The sequence below is a fragment of the Bacteroidota bacterium genome (genome assembly GCA_039714315.1).
Classification (GTDB): Bacteria; Bacteroidota; Bacteroidia; order Flavobacteriales; family JADGDT01; genus JADGDT01.
This window is the reverse complement of record JBDLJM010000021.1, coordinates 1-22,591: the sequence shown is the minus strand read 5'-3', so window position 1 is coordinate 22,591 and position 22,591 is coordinate 1. Positions and strand designations below refer to the sequence as shown.

Genomic DNA, 22,591 nt, shown 5'->3' with positions numbered 1-22,591 from the left:
GAAGTGTAGGGATCTGTTGATAGTGTACAGTAATATTCAACAGATTTCTCCACTACATTTGTTTAGCTACGCTAAACCTAAAGGTTTCACTCATTTCGGTCGAAATGACGTTTTATAGAAAAAAACTATAATTAAGCATTCTGAGCCTTAATCAGGTTCAATGCCGAACCTGCTTTAAACCACTCAATTTGTTGCTCATTATAAGTGTGATTCAATATTACAGTATCTTTTGCCCCGTCGGCATGAACAACTTCTAAAGTAAGTTGTTTTCCCGGTGCAAAGTCTTTTAAATCTACAAAGTTGAAAGTATCATCCTCCTTAATTTTATCGTAATCAGCTTCATTAGCAAATGTTAATCCAAGCATTCCCTGTTTCTTAAGGTTTGTTTCGTGGATACGTGCAAATGATTTCACAATTACTGCTCTCACTCCTAAATGACGTGGCTCCATTGCTGCGTGCTCTCTCGAAGACCCTTCTCCGTAGTTTGAATCACCAACTACAACTGTTGGTATTCCGGCTGCTTTATATGCTCTTCCTGTTGCAGGTACCGCACCAAAGCTACCGTCAATTTGACTTTTCACTTTATTAGTAGCCTCTCCAAATGCATTTACTGCACCTATCAAACAGTTATCAGAAATATTATCTAAATGTCCTCTGAATTTCAACCATGGCCCGGCCATAGAAATATGATCTGTAGTACATTTCCCAAGTGCTTTTATCAACAACTTTGCCCCTGTAATGTTTTTACCATCCCATGGTGCAAAAGGAGAAAGCAACTGTAGTCTTTTCGATTCGGGACTTACAATTACATCAACACCCGATCCGTCTTTGGCAGGCGCCTGATATCCGTTATCCTCAACTGCAAATCCTAATTCGGGAAGTTCCCAACCTGTTGGTGAGTCAAGTTTTACCTGTTCACCTTTATCGTTTGTTAATGTATCAGTTATCGGGTTAAAGTCCAATCTTCCTGAAAGTGCAATAGCTGCTACCATCTCAGGCGAAGCTACAAATGCATAGGTATTTGGGTTTCCATCGGCACGTTTTGCAAAGTTACGGTTGAAAGAGTGAACAATAGAATTCTTCTTTTCTTCCTCAGCTCCCGGACGGGCCCATTGTCCGATACAAGGTCCACAAGCATTCGTAAATACTGTAGCATCAGATTCAACAAAAGTCTTTAGTAAACCATCTCTATCAGCAGTATAACGAACCTGTTCCGATCCCGGATTAATTCCCATATCGGCCTTAATTTTCAATCCTTTTTCAATAGCCTGGTTAGCTATAGAAGCTGCACGCGATAAATCTTCGTAAGATGAGTTTGTACAAGATCCTATCAAGCCCCACTCAACATCTAAAGGCCAACCGTTTTTCTCAGCTTCAACTTTCATTTCAGAAACCGGAGTAGCTCTATCCGGAGTAAAAGGTCCATTTAGGTGTGGTTCTAATTCTGAAAGATTTATTTCTATAACCTGATCGAAATATTTTTCAGGGTTTGCGTATACCTCCATATCCCCGGTCAAATAATCTTTTACCTGGTTTGCAGCATCGGCAACATCATTTCTGTCGGTTGCTCTCAGGTAACGCTCCATACTTTCGTCGTATCCGAAAGTAGAAGTAGTAGCACCTATCTCGGCCCCCATATTACAAATAGTTCCTTTACCTGTAGCAGAAAGAGATTTAGCACCCTCTCCGAAATACTCTACAATAGCACCGGTACCACCTTTTACAGTCAGTAGCCCTGCTACTTTTAGAATAACATCTTTAGGAGCAACCCATCCGCTAAGTTTTCCTGTTAATTTGATTCCGATTAATTTTGGAAATTTAAGTTCCCAAGGCATTCCGGCCATTACATCCACAGCATCAGCTCCGCCTACACCTACTGCAACCATACCAAGTCCACCTGCATTTACAGTATGAGAATCAGTTCCAATCATCATTCCACCGGGAAAAGCATAATTTTCTAATACAACCTGATGAATAATTCCTGCACCTGCTTTCCAGAATCCAATTCCATACTTATTAGAAACTGAACCTAAAAAATCATAAACTTCCTGATTAGTTGTATTGGCAGTTGATAAATCTATTTTAGCCCCATCTTTTGCCTGAATAAGGTGATCGGCATGAACCGTTGAAGGAACAGCCACTTTATCTTTTCCTGCCTGCATAAACTGTAAAAGCGCCATCTGCGCAGTTGCATCCTGCATAGCTACACGATCCGGTCCGAAATCTACATAGTCTGCACCTCGCTTGTAAGCTTGTTTCGCCTTTCCGTCCCAAAGGTGGTTGTAAAGAATTTTTTCGGCTAATGTTAAAGGAGTACCCGTTACTTCGCGAGCAGCATCTACTCTTTCTGTCATCTGCGAATAAACCTTTTTTATCATTTCAATATCAAATGCCATGGTTAATTTTTTTATATATGTTTAGTATTAAAAATGTCGATAACGTAAAATATATGGTCTATTTTTCGTAATTATTGATGCGAATTTAATAAAACAGATGGAATATTGAAATGATTTTAATTACATTGACGAATTAATGAATAATTCGTAATATGAAGCCATACATATTGAAATGTATATAAATTTGGCTGTAAAAACTATATCTAAATTAGTAAATCGGCACCTGATTATCCGGGTGTGGCGGACAGGGTTACAATTCGGACTTTATTTTGAGTAACTCTTCTTTTATTGATTCCAGTCTATTAACAACTTCCTGTTTGTAGTCAATTTTATGAAGTTTATTCTTGAGATAGTCCTTTGCTCCTTCCAGAGTAAATCCCTGCTCCTTTACCAGTGAATAAATTAATTTCAAACTCTCAATGTCTTTTTCCTCAAATTGCCTGTTGCCGCGTTTATCTTTTTTAGGGTTCAATATCGAAAACTCACTTTCCCAGTATCTGATAAGAGATGTATTTACATCAAAAGCTTGCGCTACTTCTCCTATTGTGTAGTATTTGCTATTTGGTAATTTTACTATCATCGAAGTTTTAAATTTATTGCGAAATATCCATTATCAACTTATTCATGCAAACGGTGAATAGTATTTAAGGATATTCATGACCAAAATATAAAATTAACACACATGAATATAAAAAAAACAGCGCTAATTTTTACAAAACCAACGCTGTCGTTTAAACTTTTACATTATTTCAGCATATATACTGCCAATATCTATCCAAAAATTAATCCATTGACTGGTTTTCCTGTTGCGACATTATAAGCAATCTACCATATTCTTCCGGAGTTAAATCATTGTGATAGAAATTAACCGGATTTAACTTTTTACCGTTCTTGTGCACTTCATAGTGAAGGTGCGGACCACTTGAAAGTCCCGTATTTCCAACATACCCAATAACTTCTCCCCTTTTAACTTTTTGTCTACGCTTAACAATATATTTATTCATATGGCCATAGAGTGTTTCATAACCATATCCATGATCAATCACAACGTATTTTCCATAACCTCCACCGCTTATAGCCTTTTTCACAACACCATCGCCGGTAGCATATATTGGTGTTCCAATTTTAGCAGAGAAATCCATCCCTGAATGAAATTTTCTATACTTTAAAATTGGATGCCAACGATAACCATAACCGGAAGCCATCCTGTTCAAATCCTTATTAGCTACAGGTTGAATAGCAGGAATATGAACGAACATCTTCTCTTTTTCCTTAGCTAAATCCACAATTTCATCAAGTGATTTCGATTGAATATATAGCTGTTTATTTAGTATATCAAGCTTTTTACTGCTCTCGATAACTAAATCTGAATTCTCGTAACCTTCCAGCCTCTTGTACCTGTTAATACCTCCAAAGCCGGCAACCCTTTGTTCTTTTGGAATTGGATCAGCCTCAAAATATACACGATACAACTTATCATCCCTTTCCTGAATTCCATGCAATACACTCTCAGCCTGATCAATCTTCCTTCCCAAAAGATCGTAATTAAGCTGCATATTATCGAGTTCTCTCTTCAAATACTTTTCGTTTGGACTCTCTATAAACTGACCAATAAACAGTAAACTTAATCCACCAAAAAGCAAAGAAGCCAATAAAAAGACACCCGTATTTATAACCTGATCCCACTTACTTTTCTTTATTTTCTGATAAGAAAGACTATGCGGATCATAATAATATTTTACTTTAGACATAAGTCGTAGTTTTTTTCTAATTTTTCACGATGTTTGCACTATTAAAAATAGCAAAAAAACGGGGCAAAGTTAATCATTTAATGCAATTGGCATTACAAACAATTTTACTCACAAACAAGCAAGAGTGTAAATATTTCACTTTCAAATACATATACTCTAATTTTTTTAATTATTTTTAATACTAAGATATAACAATTGAAAGTATTTTCAGCAATTTGACGTAAGAATTTCTTTATATGAAGGCTCAAGAAATAAGAAAGACTTTCCTGGATTATTTCCAGAAGAAAGAACATAAAATAGTATCATCGGCTCCATTAGTAGTTAAAGATGACCCGACATTAATGTTTATTAATGCAGGAATGAATCAATTTAAAGATTTATTCCTTGGGCATGGCACTCCTGTTTCGAAAAGAATTGCCGATACTCAAAAATGCTTAAGAGTTTCGGGAAAACACAACGATCTGGAAGAAGTTGGGGTTGATACATATCACCATACCTTATTCGAAATGCTGGGAAACTGGTCGTTTGGCGATTATTTCAAGAAAGAAGCAATAGATTGGGCATGGGAATTATTGACCGAAGTTTATAAAATTGATAAAGACAGTCTTTATGTAAGTGTTTTTGAAGGGGCCAAAGAAGAAGGTCTGGAATTTGATCAGGAAGCATACAACATTTGGACAAAACATATTTCGAAAGACAGAATTATAAACGGAAACAAAAAGGATAACTTTTGGGAAATGGGAGCTCAGGGTCCGTGTGGCCCATGTTCCGAAATCCACGTTGATATTCGTTCTAAAGAAGAAAAAGCAAAAATATCAGGGAAAGATCTTGTAAACCAGGATCATCCACAGGTTATTGAAGTTTGGAATCTGGTATTTATGCAATTCAACAGAAAAGCCGATGGTTCTCTCGAAAACCTGCCTGCCCAACATGTTGACACAGGTATGGGATTCGAGCGTTTGGCAATGGTGTTACAGGGAAAACAGTCTAATTACGAAACCGATATTTTCACTCCTTTACTTAATGTTATAGATGAATTATCGAAGTTCGATTTTGGCGACAGTGAAGAAACTGATATAGCAATGCGGGTAATTGCCGATCATGTAAGAGCTGTGAGTTTCTCTATTGCAGATGGCCAGTTGCCAAGTAATACCGGAGCGGGATATGTAATTCGAAGAATTTTGCGTAGAGCTATTCGTTACGGTTTCTCTACATTAGAAATAAAAGGTGCATTTATTTATAAACTGGTAGATGTACTTGTTAATGAAATGGGCGATTTCTATCCTGAAATAAGAAAACAGGAATCGATCATAAAAAATGTAATTAAAGAAGAAGAACTTTCTTTTTTGAGAACATTAGAGCAAGGTTTAAAAAGAATTGATCAGATTGTTGGAGAAACCGAAAAAGGAATTGTTGAAGGAGCAAAAGTATTTGAACTTTACGATACTTACGGATTCCCTATCGACCTTACTGCCCTTATCCTGAAGGAAAACGATTTAGAACTCGACAGCGAAGGTTTCCAAATAGAAATGGAAAAACAGAAATCGCGTTCCAGAGCTGCTTCTAAAATTGATACTGAGGATTGGATTGTAATTTATGAAGGTGATGATGTTGAATTTGTCGGTTACGATAATCTGGAAGCAGAAGTTTCAATTTTAAAATACCGAAAAGTTAAATCGAAAAAAGATATTTTCTACCAAATTGTTTTAAATAAAACTCCTTTTTATGCCGAAGGAGGAGGACAAGTTGGAGATAAAGGAACATTAGAACTTGGCGATGAGGTAGTTTACGTAATCAACACTAAAAAGGAGAATAATTTAACTATACACATCACAAAAGAATTACCGAAAAACCTGGACGGAAAACACATTGCAAAGGTAAACCCCGAAGTAAGAAACCTATCGGCACGTAACCACTCAGCCACTCACCTATTGCACCATGCTCTTCGTAAAGTACTTGGTGTACATGTAGAACAAAAGGGCTCTTTGGTAAATGCAGATCATTTACGCTTCGATTTTTCTCATTTTTCAAAACTAAGTGAAGATGAATTGGAAGAGATAGAGAATTATATTAACAATTTGATTTCGGCAAATATACCTTTGGTCGAAAAAAGAGAAATTTCGTCTGAGGAAGCTCTTAACGATGGTGCTTTAGCATTATTCGGAGAAAAATATGGTGATATAGTTCGTACAATTAAATTTGGTGATTCAATAGAACTTTGTGGTGGTACACACGTGCAAAGCACAGGCGAAATCTGGTCGATAAAAATACTTTCTGAAAGCGCAATTGCATCAGGAATAAGACGGATAGAAGCCGTTACTTCAATCAAGGCAGAAAACTATTATAAGGAGCAAATTTCATTATTAAACGAAATCAAAGATTCGCTTAAAAGTAAAACAGATCCTGTTAAATCTATAATTACTTTGCAGGATGAAAATTCAGCATTGAAAAAACAGGTTGAGGAGTTGATTAAGGAAAAAGCTAAATCACTGAAGCAAAACCTTAAAAATGCCATAACAGAAATAAACGGAGTAAAATTCATCGCAGCTAAAGTTGATTTAGATGCAGGCTCAATAAAGAATTTAGCATTTGAGTTGAATGGCGAAGAAGAAAACCTCTTCCAGATTTACGGAGCTGATAATAATGGCAAAGCAATTTTAACGATAATGATTTCGAAAAATATTGTTGAAGGTAAAGGACTAAATGCCGGACAAATGGTTCGTGAACTCGGAAAAGAAATCCAGGGAGGCGGAGGCGGCCAGGCCTTCTTTGCTACAGCAGGTGGTAAGAACCCTGCAGGTATTGAAGCGGCACTTGAAAAAGCCAAAGATTATTTTAATTAAAAAGATCATTTATAAAAACAAAAAAGAGGCCGATGGCCTCTTTTTTGTTATCTGGTTAATATAGCTTCGAAACTGTCTCCATCATAATCGTACAAAATAGTTATTTCATCATAATTATAATTCGAATTTCCACTGCCCTCAATTGAGAGACCTTCTACTGTAGTACTTGTAATTTCAAGCTCATGATCATAAACCATAAATCTTGTTTTCGAACTCTGTCCTAAATTGTGAAAATTATAAATATATATTTCATCCAGGCTCTCGCCTACCCGCTCTATTTCGACACTGGCGGCCCCAAATTTCTTTGCAAGTACACGGTCATTATAATCCCATGTCCCTACATATTTTCCTGCTATATCTTCCTCAATATCGCCATCATCAACACATGATGATAAACTAAAAACTATCAGAAAAAATATAGTACTCTTTATTAGCTTATTAAAGTTCATACACATACAAATTGGTTCCTCACAAATTTAAAAAAAGTATCCTTACCATTATCTTTAAATAAAAAATAAGCTAATACTTCTAATAAAAGATATTCATTATCATAAAATTAGCACCTTTTTTTGTTCACGGAGAAGGATTTTAGGAAACTTCATCATTTTCCATGCGCTAGATCATGTTTTAACACCTTCAATTATCACTCGTCATCATGTTTTACTTCATCTTTTTATTTCAACTGATTCTAAATAGATAGAATTCATGATTAAAAACATATCTACATGTGTATTTTATCGCATTCAAACAAATTAAGAAACATTCTAAATAAATTATTAATCATGAATTCCCTAATAAACATTAGGCTTAAGGAACAACACATATAAAAAGTCATTTTATCACATTGAAAAGTGACTATTATCACAGTACCAGTATAACAGAGTAAATATTTTTATATGGAAATTATTAAATGAGTAACATTTTCACTTAATAACTCAGATTAAAACAAAATTAACATCAGAATTTAAAACACCGACTGATGAGTAAAAATGTAAATAGAAGAGATTTTATAAAAACTTCGGCAATGGGAACGGGGGGAGTACTGGCTGCTTCATCTATGTTCACATGGGTTCCAAGTTTTATGGAGGATTCAGTAGCCCCATTATTAGAATCTAATGCTGAAAGAACCCCTACAGTTTGCGAAGTTTGTTTCTGGAACTGTGCCGGATGGGTTTACAAAGACAGAGATGGTAACATCCAAAAAATCATTGGAAACGAAGACGATCCAAACTCAAACGGACGTCTATGTCCAAGAGGTACTGCGGGGGTTGGAATCTACAATGATCCCGACAGGTTAAAAAAACCAATGATGCGCGTTGGTGATCCCGGCAAGCAGGAATTCAAAGAAGTAGAATGGGATGAAGCTTTTGATTACATCGTTAAAAAGATGAATAAAATCAAAGCTGAACACGGACCTGAAGCAATGGCCTTGATGCACCACGGTACAGCCGGACCACACTTCAAACACCTGTTCAAGTCGTTTGGTTCGAAATCTGAAGCTAAACCTGCTGTTTCGCAATGTTTGGCTACAAGAGAGGCTGGTTTCATCAACACATACGGAGCGGGACTTTCTTCACCGGAACCTACTGACGTAAAAAACACAAAATGTTTGGTTCTTATTGGAAACCACATTGGCGAAAACATGCACAATGGTTATGTTCAGGAGGTTTCTCACGCAATAGACCGTGGAGCTTCTATCATTACTGTTGATCCTCGTTTCTCAACTGTTGCGAGTAAATCAAAACACTGGCTTCCTATCCGTCCTTCAACCGACATAGCATTATTGTTGGCTTGGATGCACGTGATTATCTACGAAGATTTATATGATAAAAAATACGTTGAACAATATGCTTATGGTTTCGACGAACTAAAAGCTCATGTTGCTTCATATACGCCTGAATGGGCATATACTAAAACTGATATAAAGCCGGAAGACATTCGCAAGTCTGCTTACGAAATGGCTAAGGCTGCTCCATCGGTAATTATTCACCCGGGACGTCATACAGCATGGTATGGTGATGATACTCAACGTATGAGATCAATTGCTATTCTTAATGCTTTATTAGGTTCTTACGGTAAAAAAGGAGGTTATTATTTTGCTGAGAAGGCAAAACTTCCCAGTTACCCGCATCCCGAATATCCACATCCACACTGGACATGGAAAGACCTGACTAAAAAGGATGGGTATAAAGGAGCTATCGCCGGAGTTACTAACGTAATCCGAGAAGCATCTTTACCCGGAGCAAAAGAAAAATACGGACACGAGTATAAAGGTTGGTTTATTGTTGCAACCAACTTAATTCAGTCTGTACCTGATCAGGAAAAAACAATAAAAGCATTACAAAACCTCGATTTAGTTGTTGTAGTTGATACTATGCCAATGGAAATTACAGGTTATGCTGATGTTATATTACCGGAGGCTACATACTTAGAAAGATATGATGTTGCACGTGTTGCACAACACCGTGTACCAAACATAGCTCTTCGTATGCCGGCAGCTGAGCCAAAATGGGATACAAAACCTGCATGGTGGATGTGTCGCGAACTTGGACTGAAACTTGGACTCGAAGATTACTACAAGTGGGAAACTTACGAAGAGGTTTTAGACTGGCAGTTTAAGAAGGTTGGATCTTCTTTAGATGAGATGAAACAGATCGGAGTAAAACTATTTGACAAGAAAAAGAAACTATACTTAGATGATGGTGAAGATTATTTCTTCAACACCAATACGGGTAAAATAGAACTTTATTCTACTGATCTGGAAGCAATGGGTTACGATCCTATGCCTAAATATACAGATCACGCTCAGCCCGAGGATGGTTTCTACAGATTGATTTACGGTCGTGCACCTATGCACACATTTGGTCGTACTATCAACTCGCCAAACATGAACGATTTAATGGATGAAAACAATATTTGGATCAATCCAAAAATTGCTAAGATCTGGGATTTCAAATCGGGTCAGGAGATTTGGTTACAAAACCAGGATGGAGTAATTTCTACTTTCCCAATCAAAATCAGGGTAACAGAAAGAATACGTCACGACTCAGTATTTATGGTACATGGTTTCGGGCACAAAAACAAAAAGCTTACAAGAGCTTACGGTAAAGGTGCATCGGATTCTGAAATGATATCATCATACAAAATCGACCCTGTTACCGGAGGTACCGGAATGCGCGGAAACTTTGTAACGTTTTTAACTGAAAATCCACACAAAAAAGAGCAAGTATAATGAGGTATGCAATGGCAATGGACACAAAAAAATGTGTCGGATGTGCGGACTGTGTAGTTGCATGTCAAACTGAGAACAATGTTCCTGAAGGATATTGTAGAGATTGGATAGTAGAGAATGTAGATGGTACATATCCACTACTGGATCTTGAAATCCGTTCAGAAAGATGTAATCACTGTGAAGATACTCCATGTGTCAGGACCTGTCCTACAGGTGCCAGTCACGTTATCGAAGGAGGAATTGTAAAAGTTACTCACGAAGAATGTATCGGTTGTGGCGCTTGTATAGAATCCTGTCCTTACGATGCCCGTTATTTCCACCCTGATGGATATGTAGATAAATGTACTTTCTGCGACCACAGAGTTGAAGCAGGAGATACTACAGCTTGTGTTTCTGTTTGTCCTACCGAAGCTTTAACATTTGGCGATTTAGATGATTCCGAATCACCAATTACAAAACTTCTGAAAACAAGAAAATGGAAAGTAAACGCAGAAGAAGCAGGTACTAAACCACAAGTTTATTTCTTAACATAAAAACTGTTTGTGGTTTGAGGTTTGAGCTTCGATGTTGAACACCAAACACCAAACTACAAACAACAATTAAAATATAAGATGAAAGAAAGATTATTCACAAGCGGTAGGGACATGCTAAACATTGACCCGGTGGTTAATGCCTGGCACTGGGAAATTCCTGCCTACTTATTCCTTGGGGGACTAGCTGCAGGATTGGTTTTCTTCGCCTCTTTTTACTACTTAAGAGGGAAAGAGGATCAAATGCCAACGGCTGTTAAAATCGCACCGTTTATTGCCCCAATAGCAATTGTATTAGGTTTGATATTCCTATTACTGGATTTAAAGCACAAGCTTTATTTCTGGCAATTATACACAACTATCAGATTAGACTCTCCAATGTCGTGGGGAGCCTGGACATTAGGTGTTGTAATGCCATTATCTGTTATTTGGCCATTATTATACTTAGACGATTTAAAAAAATATTTTTGGAACAGGAATATTGTTATCTATGAAATTATTGACTGGCTCGAGAAGCTTATAAATGATTTTGACTTTACCAAAACTATCATGGGCTGGTTTAAAGAAAATCAAAAAGCAATTGCATGGGCTAACATAATTTTATCGGTAATTCTCGGTGTTTATACCGGTATTTTATTGTCTGCCTTTAATGCGCGTCCATTATGGAATACCGCAATTCTCGGGCCTTTATTCTTAACTTCAGGAATATCTACTGCCGCTGCAACTATCATGTGGATGGCATACGACCACTACGAGAAAGTGCGTTTTAGTAGAATTGATTTATGGTTGATAGCTGTAGAATTATTCCTGATTACACACATGTTTATGGGCTTAAGTTCAGGTACATCGGCTTCAATGGATGCTGCAGCTCTTTTCCTTGGCGGGCCATACACTGTTGTTTTCTGGGTAGGAGTAGTTGGAATGGGATTATTATTCCCCGCTGTTTTAGAATCAATGGAATTATTAGGATATAAAGTTCCTATCGCTATTCCTGCGTTCTTTATTATTCTTGGAGGTGCAATATTCCGTTTCGTTATGGTTGATGCAGGACAGTTCTCGAAATATTTCTTCCAATAAAAAAACAGAAAGAAAAAATGTCTGATACACAAAATAAATATATGAATCCTTATTTAGCCGGAGTGCTACTGGGATTAATAATCATGGCTTCTTTTATAATTACCGGACAAGGTACGGGAGCCAGTGGTGCGTTTAAAGATATTATTGCAGCAGGAGTTGTTAAGTTTGCTCCTGCATTTGCAGAATCATCAGCATTCTTTGGTAAATATGCCGGAGCTGAGCACTCACCACTAAAAGCATGGTTGGTTTTTGAAATAATCGGAGTTATTGCGGGTGCAATAATTTCAGGAGCTCTAGCCGGACGTCTCAACTTAAAAGTTGAACATTCACCAAAAATTACTTCTAAAACAAGAATTGTTATGGCAATTATTGGGGGGATATTCTTTGGAATTGGATCTCAACTAGGAAGAGGGTGTACTTCGGGAGCAGGATTAAGCGGTATGGCAGTAATGTCGGTTTCAGGTTTCCTTGTAGTGGGAGTTATTTTCGGAGTAGGCTACTCTCTGGCCTGGGCGTTTAAAAAATATTGGGTTTAACAAAATATTGGTGTAAAGTTGGTGGTTCAAAGAATAAAAACCGGCAACTGGCAACCGATAGCAAAAAATATAAATTATGTCACCATTAATAACACCTGGAAGTGAATTTGATCTGCTTTGGGCTTTCATTATAGGTATAGGATTCGGTTTTATACTTGAAGCTGCAGGTTTTTCAACTTCCAGAAAAATTGTAGGATTGTTCTACGGATACGATTTTACGGTTATAAAAGTATTTTTTACAGCTGCAGTTACTGCATCAACAGGCATTCTTCTTTTTAACCATTTAGGCTATGTTGATTATGGATCGATTTACGTCCCTACAACTTTCCTTTGGCCTACAGTAGTAGGAGGAATTTTTATGGGATTAGGATTTTTAATCGGCGGATTTTGTCCGGGAACAAGTGTATGTGCAGCAGCAATTGGAAAATTAGATGCACTGGCATTTGTAGGAGGTATTTTCGGAGGAATTTTCTTTTATACTATGTCTTTCGAAACTCTTTGGATGGAATTCAGAACTACTTCAAATTTAGGAGTATTACAGTTGTCTGATGTATTTGGATTACCACTGGGAGTAATGATTTTGATCTTTTCGGTCTTCTCTATCATTACATTTGTGGTGGTTTCTAAGATCAAGCAAAACATTAAAAATGTTGAATATTAATACTTAACCAGATGCAAGTTAGAAAAACATTTTTTGCCACAGTTCTTATTGCTATAAGTTTATTCCTTGCATTCACTTCGGTGTTTGTTCCGAATAACGAAATAGAACCTGAAAACTTAGTAAGAACTTTAGAGCGAAACGAAAATTATTATAGCGTTGATAAAGTTGCTGAACAATTAATCTCGAACGATCCATTGTTACAGCTTGTGGATGTACGCTCGGAGGAAGAGTTCAGTAAATTTTCTTTACCCGGAGCAGTAAACGTTCCCCTTGGAAAATTATTAGATGAAGCTAACCAGGATTATGTAAATCAGGAAGTTTACAATACCGTTTTTTATTCAAATGGTTCTACAGATGCTATGGTAGCTCTGATGGTAGCTACCAGAAAAGGGTATAAAAACAATTACATAATGAGAGGCGGCCTTAACGAATGGGTTGAAAAAATATTACGTCCAAAATACGAAGGAAACTTTGATGTTGTAAACGACGAATTATATCAATTCAGAAAAGGGGCTCAGGCTTATTTTGGGGGTGGCAGCGCAACTCCTGCAGCAGATGCATCGGCTCCAAAACCGAAGAAAAAAGCAGTAAAGCGTGAGAAAAAAGCCGTTTCCGGTGGATGTGGATAAATAAATTGTTTGAGGTTTGAAGTTTGAGGTTCCAAATTGAACACCAAACATCAAACACCAAACATCAAACATTATAGTTGATGAAAAATTTAAGTAAAATATTATTATTTCTTGTTTTTGCATCTTCGTTTACAAGTTGTAAAGAAGAGGTAAAACAAGATTATGTTCTATCGCCCGAAGAAATTCTGAATTTCTATGTAAACGGGGGGAAAACTAATTCTAAATTTGCTCTAAGCGAAGAAGAATTTGCTGACATTGTACTTTTAAAAGACACTGTAAACTATGAGTTTATTGACATAAGAAGTGCTCATAAATTCATTGAGTCGCACTTACCTCATGCCACTAATATCCCTTTATCCAAAAAGTTTTTGTGTAACGAAAATATGCTACAGCTTAATCAGGATAAAAAAATATTAATCTTATTTGGTGAAGATTCATCACAGGCGGTAGCTACATTTTTACTTTTGAAACAACTTGGTTTTAAAAACCTAAAAGTAGCTCTTGGAGGATGTAAGTATGCGAAAGGATTCTTAATGCGTGATTTTGGAATGCGCACAGGAGTTTATAACGACGAAAAAGCACGTTATAATTATGCTAAGGTTGTTGCCGAAACTGCCGGTGCAGGAAGCGTTGCTCCAAGTTCCTCAGCTCCTAAGCCTAAGAAAAAAGCTGTAAAACGTGAAAAGAAAGCCGTTTCAGGCGGATGTGGATAACAAAAATGCTATAAGCTGTAAGCTATAGGCAATAAGACGCCTATAGCATATTGCTTAAAGCCTAAAGCATTAAAAAAATGAAAAACTTAAATAAAATATTTTTCCTTCTATCTCTTTCAGCGGCTCTGCTAACCAGCTGTGGTGAGGAAGTTTGTATTCCGGGTGAAGGACTTAATGAGCTTACTATAAAGAAAGAAGCTGTTAATCCTACCGAAATCACCCACAAATTTTTGAAAGCAACAGGAGAATATGTTGTTTCGAATGGCCCGACTATTATTTCGGCCGATGAAGTTTATGAAAACCTTAGCGATTATTTGGTAATTGATTTAAGAAGCAAAGATTTATACGAAGAAGGTCATGTAAACGGAGCTTTAAATGTAAAACTTGATTCTCTGGTTGATTATATGAAAAACAATGTATCTGCAAATGCGTACAAAAAAATTGTTTTTACATGTAAAACGGGACAAACGGCTGCTTTTGCTGCAGGAGCTCTTCGTACAATAGGATACAACAATGTTTATTCTATGAAATACGGAATGAATGCCTGGAGCAATGAAAACACTAATTATTGGTCAGATGCCGTTTCCAATAAATTTGCCAATAAACTGGAATCAAAAAACAATACAAAAGCTAAAGCAGGTAAATTTCCTGAAATAAAATCAGAAAGACAGTTGGCTTCTTCAATTTTGGAAGAGAGAGCACAAACTATTTTTAATCAGGGATTCAAAGTTGCTAAAATCAGTGCTGATGAAGTATTTGCAAACCCTTCGAAGTTCTACATCATCAACTACTGGCCAAAAGACAGATATGATGCCGGACACATAGAAGGTGCTGTACAATACACTCCAAAGAAAGATCTAAAGCTTGATGGTGCATTAAATACCTTGCCAACAGATAAAACGATTGTTGTTTATTGTTATACAGGACAAAATGCAGCTTCAACTGTTGCATACTTGAGAATGCTGGGTTACGATGCAAAAACTATCGCTTATGGAGCAAACAGCTTCATGAATTCAACTTTAGTTGATAAAGGATGGGCAGGATTTACTTCAAGTGCAGTAGCTAACGCTTACCCAATGATAGAAGGTAAAAATCCTACTAATGCCAAGGCAAGCAATATTGCTACTAAAGCTCAACCTACAAAAAAGAAAAAAGCAGTAAAACGTAAGAAAAAAGCTGTTTCCGGAGGTTGTGGATAAATAATATCCTTAAAAAAAATAATGGCTGAGAGGCGGCTGTTATATACCTTATATTTAATAATCTTTATAGCCTCATTGTTTTGACAGACAGAAAAGGCCATGCTGACAGCGTGGCTTTTTTATACTCCATTAATTATAATTAATCCCATCTCTGTCAGTTCAATATTATACCAAATAAACATCAAAAACCTTTAGATTCAGCGCAGCTAATGCACATTATCTTTTTTGTGTAATCCATTTTTACTTCACATAAAATCTCTTCAATAGCCATGCTATGCAAAAGATTTAATACTCGTAAAAAAGAACTACACTTCAAATCTAACAGTGCATCTTGAAATTTAATTGGTAATACATACATCATACTTATCAAAAGACACTAAGAAAAAAGAGTACAGAAAAAACCTACCATCCTATTAAGTTAATATTATCCTGCCAACACCAATGGTTTTATTTTAAAGCACATAGACAAAACACCCTTTTCTATTCTCAAATAACATCTCCTTAAATAATTAATATATTAGCCATATCTGGTGCTGTACTAAATAGCACATTTTAAACTAACTTAATTTCATAAATATGAAATCCTCAGAAATGCGGAGCTAAAAACAACTGCAGTGATAATAAAAGAGGATTCCATACCTGTCACGCTTTAAAGTGATAGTCAAAATGTAAAAATCATTAAAATATGAAAAAATTATTCCTAATTGCATTCGGATTAGTTATTATGTCGGGAGCTCAGGCTCAGGAAGATCAAAAAACTCAACAATCAAACACAAGTTCTAATTCTACAACTATGTGGTTGGGAGGAGGGATAAATTACACTTCAACTAATGGTGATGGTATATTTACTTTAGCTCCAAGTTTTGGAATGATGATCAACGAAAACATGGCTATAGGTGGCACTCTACAGCTGTCAGGAGGGAGTAACACCAGCGGATGGGCTCTTATACCATACTTCAGATACTATATGCCGGTTACTGACAAATTTTCGCTCTATGGCGATGCCTATATTGCAATTGCAGGAGGAGACAATGACACTACAGATGATAATTTCGGCAGCTATAGCGCATGGGGTATAGGTGTTTCTCCGGGGGTCCAATATTGGTTTACTCCACAATGGTCAATATCTACGACAGTTGGAAGAGTTGGTTACCAGTCATCTAAATTTGAAAATCAAAATGACCCTGATACTAAATTCAATTTAAATGTTGATTTCACAGCTATCAATTTTTCTTTATTATACCATTTTTAAGACATAAATAAGATTTTGATATATAAAAGTCGCGCTATTCATTTAGCGCGGCTTTTTTGTTATATTGCATTATGAAGCAAAAACCACATCCACTCCCCTATTATGCTGTAATTTTCACATCAGTAAGAACCTCCGGCGATAATGGATATTCCAAAATGGCAGATAGAATGATGGAATTAGCTCAGAAACAAGATGGATTTATTTCGGTAGATTCTGCACGCGAACATATCGGTATAACTGTTTCTTACTGGAAAGACTTAGATTCTATAAAAAAGTGGAAAGAAAACATCGAACATAAAGAAGCTCAGAAAAAAGGAAAATCGCTTTGGTATAAAAATTACAATATAAAGATCGCTAAAATCGAAAATGAATATAGTTTTGAAACAACCAGTAACCAGCAACCAGTAACCAGCAACCAGTAACCAGTAACCAGTAACGATGAAACTTAAACACTACTTCTCCAAAGACGAAAACAAACGGGCTGAATTTATCTTCAACCTCATCGCTCCAATTTACTCAAAGATGAATCATCAACTTGGAGTAAACTATTCAAAAGTGATCGAGGTATTAAAATCAAAAATCAGTATCGAGAACATGAAAGTCCTGGATATAGGAAGTGGTACAGGTGTTTGGTCTTCAGTATATAAAGACGGTGGTGCCGGAGAAGTTACGGGTATTGATTTTGCCGATAAAATGATACAGGAAAGCAGAAATAATTTCCCTGAAATTAACTTTATGACTGCCGATGCAGAAAATCTTCATCAGATAAAAGATAACTCCTTCGATATTGTTACGGCTTCGTTTGTTATACATGGAGTTACACAGGAAAGAAGGGAAAAGATGCTTTCGGAAATGAAAAGGGTTTCAAAAAGATATATTGTTCTACATGATTTTATTGGCAGAACACCTTACTTCATAAGAATTCTGGAATTTTTGGAGCGCAGCGACTATAAACACTTCAAACAAAATATTTGTAATGAACTAAAAAACCAGTTTACAAAAGTTGAAAGTGTAAAAGTGAAATATGGAAGTGGTTTGTATATAGTTGAAATATAATTGATGATGGTTAAAGTAAGAAGTGTAAAACCGGGTGATGCAAATGATATCTTAAAAATATATAATTTTTATATTTCCAATTCGATTGTAACCTTCGATGAAAATAAAAAAACACTTGACGATATTAAAATCAAAATATCAACTATCACGGCACTTTACCCTTGGTATATTCTAGAAATAAATGGATCTGTTGTTGGATTTGCATACGCCAGTCAGTGGAAGAATAAAAGCGCATACAACAAAAGCGTAGAAGGTACTGTGTATGTAAAAAATGGATTTCACGGTAAAGGTTATGGTCTAATGCTTTATAATAATCTGATTGAAGAACTAAAAAAGCAAAAATTTCATTCAATTCTAGGGCTAATCAGTCTTCCTAATGATGAATCGGTAGCACTTCACGAAAAATTGAATTTCGAGAAAGTTGCCCATTTTAGAGAAATAGGGAAAAAATTTGATAAGTACATTGATGTTGGATGCTGGCAGTTGATATTATAATTCTAAACTAATTATTATGACTAATCATATTATTAAGAAATTTGCAATAGTCAGTTTTGTTCTATTACTCTTTGCTTCAACCTGTGATAAAAAAAGCTGCTGTGATAATGCAGAAGTAGGAATAATAAAAGATTATACGGGTCTTGACGGATGCACTTTGATTATTGAGTTAGAAAACGACAAAAAGCTTGAAGTAATAAACCTTGATAGTTTTGGTAAAGATTTTAAAGACGGTGACAAGGTAGAAATTAGCTATCACGATTCAGATGCAATGAGCACCTGCATGGTGGGGGAAGTTGTTATTGCAGACTGTTTGTGCAAAATTAATGACAGTGAATGATGTCAACGTTAATAAAAAACAAACAATACTACAAATTTTGCTTCTACGGGTTTTTAAAGAACCTGCGTTTCTTCGATGCCTTCTTTATTTTATATTTATTAGACAAGGGACTTCCATATACCGAAATAGGTATTTTATACGCCGTTCGCGAAATTATCATTAATCTTCTGGAAATTCCATCAGGAATTATTGCTGACTCTTACGGCCGAAAAAGTGCATTGATGGCATCATTTATCGCCTATATATTTTCGTTTATTGTATTCTACTTATCTTCTGATTTTTGGTTATTCTTAATTGCCTTTGTTTTGTATGGTGTTGGTGATGCTTTTAGATCAGGAACACATAAAGGAATGATAATGGACTACCTGAAAATAAATAGCTGGTCCGATCAGAAAATAAATTATTACGGACATACCCGGGCCTGTTCACAAAAAGGATCCGCAATATCTTCATTGATTGCCGGCGGATTAGTTTTTTTTACCGGATCTTATCAGTATATATTTTTATTTTCGATTATCCCATATTTAATAAACCTAATTCTTGTGGGCTCTTATCCTGAAGAACTGAATGTTTCTATCAGCAGCAAGAAAAATAAAAAAAGCGGCAAAATAAGGCTAACCCTATCAACCTTTATAAAAATAATAAAGGAACCAAATGTTTTAAAAATAATCAACACTTCAGCCTTACATTCAGCCTACCTGAAAGCCGTTAAAGACTACATACAGCCTTTAATGATCAACATAGCATTGATTATTCCTTTCATGATGGATATTGACCAGAATAAGAAAAATGGAATAATAGTTGGAGTAATTTACTTTATTATCTACCTGTTAACCTCAAGAGCTTCCCAGTTTGCCGGATTGGTAGCCGATAAAGGGAAAAATAATATCTCTTACATTACACTTATCGCCGGTTTTATGTTCGGAGTTTTAAGCGGTATATTCTTTATAAATGATCTATGGGTAATTTCTCTAATTGCTTTTATTGGAATTTATATTATCGAAAACCTGCGCAAACCTATTTTAACAGGTTTTGTTTCTGATAATGTCCCTAACGAAATTTTGACATCTGTAATATCTGTTCAGTCACAACTAAAAACCATTATGACAGCCACACTTGCATTTTCACTGGGAGTATTGGCTGATATTTTTGGGATTGGAATTTCGTTTATAGTTTTAAGCGGAATACTGATTGTTTCTACTGTTTCTATTTCATTTTTCAACAACCGAGCTTAATAAGTTAATGATCTAATGTATTAATGAACAAAGCTTATTAATTCAAGTTCTACTAAATAAGCGGTCTCATTTACAGATACTGTAACCTGTAAAAAGAAACATAAATTCAAAAGCATCCTATTTAGTAATTATTCTATCTTTGTTTTATGCCACCTGTTAAGAAAAACATCCTAATTCTAGTTATCAGTTCTTTGTTATTGACAACTAACATTTTTGGTCAGGAAATAGCTGAATATAATTTCGACATTGATATTGAAGTTACAAAAGACGGTGATATTCTAAATAGTGCCTGGGCAGGAGGCTTAAATTTTATTCAGATAGAGACCTTTGACTTTAACAATGATAATATTGATGATTTATTGGTATTCGACAGGTCGGGGAATAGAATAATGCCGTTCATAAAGCAGAGTTCTGAAAAAATTATTGACTACAAATATTTTCCTGACTATGCCATAAATTTTCCACCTGTTCAAAATTGGATTAAACTCATAGACTATAATTGTGACGGCAAAAAAGATATTTTCGCATATAACAAATTAGGAATTGAAGTATGGAAAAATACAAGTTCAGAATCAGTACTTGAATTTGAACAAATTATATTTGAATACAATACGCCGAATGGTATTCTGTACAAAGAAGCTATTAAAACTGATATTGGTAGTGAATACGACGTAAACCTCAGCATAATTTATCAGGACATCCCGGCAATTGCCGATATAAATAGTGATGGTAGCATCGATATTCTGAATTTCGGATTGGGAAGTGCAATTCCCGAAGGTTCTACGGTTGAATATCACGAAAATCGCTCTCCCTGCGGATTAGACTTTGCTTTACAATCCGTTTGCTGGGGAGGTTTTGCTGAGAATTATATGAACAATTCAGTTACACTTAGCGTTTGTTCCAATTCTTTATCGAAGAGAAAAGAAATTAAAATGCATGCCGGATCATCACTGTTAGTTCACGATTTCAATGGAAACGGGTTACCCGATATGCTCATTGGTGATATAACTTTCGAAAATGCTACTCTGGTATTCAATAATGGAAGTATTGCTAATGCACAAATGACTGAGATGGATGATAATTTCCCCAACTACTCCACTCCTATCGACATTGAATATTTCCCGGGGTTTTCTATGATCGACATCGAACATGACGGGAAAGAAGACCTAATTGCAAGTCCTGCCATAAAAGGTTCTATGAACTCGAATAGCGTTTGGTGGTACAAAAACACATCCAACAACGGTAATACCCATTTTGAACTGCAGAGCAAATCTTTTTTACAGGATGAAATGATTGATGTTGGAGAAGGATCAAACCCACATCTATTTGATATTGACGGTGACGGATTATTAGATTTGCTGATTGGGAACTATGGCTATTATAAGGATGGCGGCGGTTATATATCGAAGATTGCATTTTATAAAAATACAGGAAACATAAACAAAGCTAAATTTGAATTAAAAAGCGATAACTACGGCAAATTCGATCAATTCAATAAACTAAATATATATCCCGCTTTTGGCGATTTGAACGATGATGAAATTCCCGATGTAATTATTGGTGAATCTGAGGGAATGATACATTATTTTGAAGGCATTGGAAATGGAGATTTCAACATAAAACAATTTAATTATTTAGGAATTGATGTTGGTAACGGTGCAATGCCGAATCTGACAGATGTTGATGAAGATGGATTACTAGATCTAATTATTGGCAACAAGAAGGGGAAACTTAGCTTCTTTCTAAATACAGGAGATAAAGGCAATCCTAGCTTTGAGTTAATATCCGACAATTGGGGAAATATTGATCTTTCTGGAATTGATGTACAGGGAGCCTGGTTGTCTAGCTCAATAATGAATCATCCAAAATCAGGAAAATTATTAATTCTGGGAACACAAACAGGCACTACATATGCCTATAAAAATATTTCCACAAGTCAGGATGCTACATTCGAATTATTTAGCGACAATTATTTAAACTACGATGAAGGAGAAAGAGCTACTGTTACCACAGGCGATTTAAACAATGACACATACCCTGATATAATTATCGGAAATATGTCAGGAGGACTTCGTTTGGCAATTGATGCAACACAGATTATAAAACACAAAAACAAACTTGTTGTTTACCCAAACCCTGTTATAAGAGGCAATTACTTATACATAAAGTACAGAAACAATTTTAACGATATAGATATTTTTGACATTTCCGGGAGGAGAATGAAAGTTAAGGTATTAGAAGATAAAATTGATATTTCTAATCTTAACAATGGAATTTATATTATTATTGAGAAAACTGAAAGTGATATCATCAGTACTAAATTTATTATTAGCCGATAAAATTGTCTACAATAAGTGATAAAATCCACTTACTATTTTCATGCTTTTTTAATTAATTTTTATGCGCCTTTTCCGGCCTGCCTGGATTGGCAGACAGGCTATCCGCTTGTAGTTTTGCCTGCTGAGACTGCTCACAATAGCTCTGCGGGGTCCACACTTAAGGCGTAGCCGCCACAGAGATTTGTTCACTAATTGCCTGGTTATCTCTTCGTCACTACATCATGATTGTAGTGAGGAATTGGATATTTATTGTCTAAAAACTTAATCCATGAAGATACATTCATAATTCGGCACACCTACGTTATTT

The 22,591-nt window shown here is 35.8% G+C and carries 20 protein-coding genes; 16 read left to right on the top strand and 4 right to left on the bottom strand.

Annotation, left to right across the window (positions count from 1 at the left end; all coding sequences use genetic code 11):
* Positions 1–131: 131 nt before the first annotated feature.
* From ABFR62_04030 to ABFR62_04020, 3 genes are all read right to left on the bottom strand, one after another.
* On the bottom strand, positions 132–2,396 hold the full coding sequence (locus ABFR62_04030; protein MEN8137580.1) for an aconitate hydratase: 2,265 nt from the start codon (positions 2,394–2,396) through the stop codon (positions 132–134).
* Positions 2,397–2,646: 250 nt separating this feature from the next.
* Positions 2,647–2,976 carry a MerR family transcriptional regulator gene (locus ABFR62_04025; GenBank protein MEN8137579.1) on the bottom strand — a complete coding sequence of 110 codons (330 nt, stop codon included), beginning with the start codon at positions 2,974–2,976 and terminating at the stop codon, positions 2,647–2,649.
* 202 nt (positions 2,977–3,178) lie between these two features.
* Positions 3,179–4,147: a M23 family metallopeptidase gene (locus tag ABFR62_04020; protein ID MEN8137578.1), complete on the bottom strand. Its 969-nt coding sequence runs from the start codon at positions 4,145–4,147 to the stop codon at positions 3,179–3,181.
* A gap of 236 nt (positions 4,148–4,383) precedes the next feature.
* Between ABFR62_04020 and alaS the strand changes: the two genes are divergently transcribed.
* Complete coding sequence (gene alaS / locus ABFR62_04015; protein MEN8137577.1) at positions 4,384–6,990, top strand: alanine--tRNA ligase; 2,607 nt, start codon at positions 4,384–4,386, stop codon at positions 6,988–6,990.
* A gap of 47 nt (positions 6,991–7,037) precedes the next feature.
* Here the strand turns inward: alaS and ABFR62_04010 are convergent, their stop codons facing one another.
* A complete protein-coding gene (locus ABFR62_04010; GenBank protein MEN8137576.1) occupies positions 7,038–7,439 on the bottom strand; it encodes a hypothetical protein in 402 nt (133 codons plus the stop codon).
* 530 nt (positions 7,440–7,969) lie between these two features.
* Between ABFR62_04010 and ABFR62_04005 the strand changes: the two genes are divergently transcribed.
* The 15 genes from ABFR62_04005 (at position 7,970) to ABFR62_03935 (ending at position 22,284) form a co-directional block, all read left to right on the top strand.
* Positions 7,970–10,222 carry a molybdopterin-dependent oxidoreductase gene (locus ABFR62_04005; GenBank protein MEN8137575.1) on the top strand — a complete coding sequence of 751 codons (2,253 nt, stop codon included), beginning with the start codon at positions 7,970–7,972 and terminating at the stop codon, positions 10,220–10,222.
* On the top strand, positions 10,222–10,755 hold the full coding sequence (locus tag ABFR62_04000; GenBank protein ID MEN8137574.1) for a 4Fe-4S dicluster domain-containing protein: 534 nt from the start codon (positions 10,222–10,224) through the stop codon (positions 10,753–10,755). The genes ABFR62_04005 and ABFR62_04000 overlap by 1 nt, the downstream gene beginning before the upstream one ends.
* A 78-nt stretch (positions 10,756–10,833) precedes the next feature.
* Complete coding sequence (gene nrfD / locus ABFR62_03995; GenBank protein ID MEN8137573.1) at positions 10,834–11,829, top strand: NrfD/PsrC family molybdoenzyme membrane anchor subunit; 996 nt, start codon at positions 10,834–10,836, stop codon at positions 11,827–11,829.
* Positions 11,830–11,846: 17 nt separating this feature from the next.
* Positions 11,847–12,365 (top strand): YeeE/YedE thiosulfate transporter family protein, encoded by a 519-nt coding sequence (locus ABFR62_03990; protein MEN8137572.1) that lies wholly within the window; start codon positions 11,847–11,849, stop codon positions 12,363–12,365.
* 76 nt (positions 12,366–12,441) lie between these two features.
* Positions 12,442–13,026, top strand: coding sequence for a YeeE/YedE thiosulfate transporter family protein (locus ABFR62_03985; GenBank protein MEN8137571.1), 585 nt, complete (start codon positions 12,442–12,444; stop codon positions 13,024–13,026).
* Positions 13,027–13,037: 11 nt separating this feature from the next.
* Complete coding sequence (locus ABFR62_03980; GenBank protein MEN8137570.1) at positions 13,038–13,655, top strand: rhodanese-like domain-containing protein; 618 nt, start codon at positions 13,038–13,040, stop codon at positions 13,653–13,655.
* An 80-nt stretch (positions 13,656–13,735) separates the two neighbouring features.
* A complete protein-coding gene (locus tag ABFR62_03975; protein MEN8137569.1) occupies positions 13,736–14,368 on the top strand; it encodes a rhodanese-like domain-containing protein in 633 nt (210 codons plus the stop codon).
* 77 nt (positions 14,369–14,445) lie between these two features.
* Complete coding sequence (locus ABFR62_03970) at positions 14,446–15,567, top strand: rhodanese-like domain-containing protein (GenBank protein ID MEN8137568.1); 1,122 nt, start codon at positions 14,446–14,448, stop codon at positions 15,565–15,567.
* A 685-nt stretch (positions 15,568–16,252) separates the two neighbouring features.
* Positions 16,253–16,819, top strand: a complete 567-nt coding sequence (locus ABFR62_03965) for an outer membrane beta-barrel protein (protein ID MEN8137567.1) — start codon at positions 16,253–16,255, stop codon at positions 16,817–16,819.
* Between the two features lie 71 nt (positions 16,820–16,890).
* Positions 16,891–17,241, top strand: coding sequence for an antibiotic biosynthesis monooxygenase (locus ABFR62_03960; GenBank protein MEN8137566.1), 351 nt, complete (start codon positions 16,891–16,893; stop codon positions 17,239–17,241).
* Positions 17,242–17,257: 16 nt separating this feature from the next.
* The gene (locus ABFR62_03955; protein ID MEN8137565.1) at positions 17,258–17,875 is read left to right on the top strand and encodes a class I SAM-dependent methyltransferase; all 618 of its coding nucleotides are present in this window, start codon (positions 17,258–17,260) and stop codon (positions 17,873–17,875) included.
* Positions 17,876–17,878: 3 nt separating this feature from the next.
* A complete protein-coding gene (locus ABFR62_03950; GenBank protein ID MEN8137564.1) occupies positions 17,879–18,370 on the top strand; it encodes an N-acetyltransferase family protein in 492 nt (163 codons plus the stop codon).
* Between the two features lie 16 nt (positions 18,371–18,386).
* Positions 18,387–18,710 (top strand): hypothetical protein, encoded by a 324-nt coding sequence (locus ABFR62_03945; GenBank protein MEN8137563.1) that lies wholly within the window; start codon positions 18,387–18,389, stop codon positions 18,708–18,710.
* On the top strand, positions 18,707–19,945 hold the full coding sequence (locus ABFR62_03940; GenBank protein ID MEN8137562.1) for an MFS transporter: 1,239 nt from the start codon (positions 18,707–18,709) through the stop codon (positions 19,943–19,945). The genes ABFR62_03945 and ABFR62_03940 overlap by 4 nt, the downstream gene beginning before the upstream one ends.
* Positions 19,946–20,142: 197 nt before the next feature.
* Complete coding sequence (locus tag ABFR62_03935) at positions 20,143–22,284, top strand: T9SS type A sorting domain-containing protein (GenBank protein ID MEN8137561.1); 2,142 nt, start codon at positions 20,143–20,145, stop codon at positions 22,282–22,284.
* Positions 22,285–22,591 lie beyond the last annotated feature (307 nt).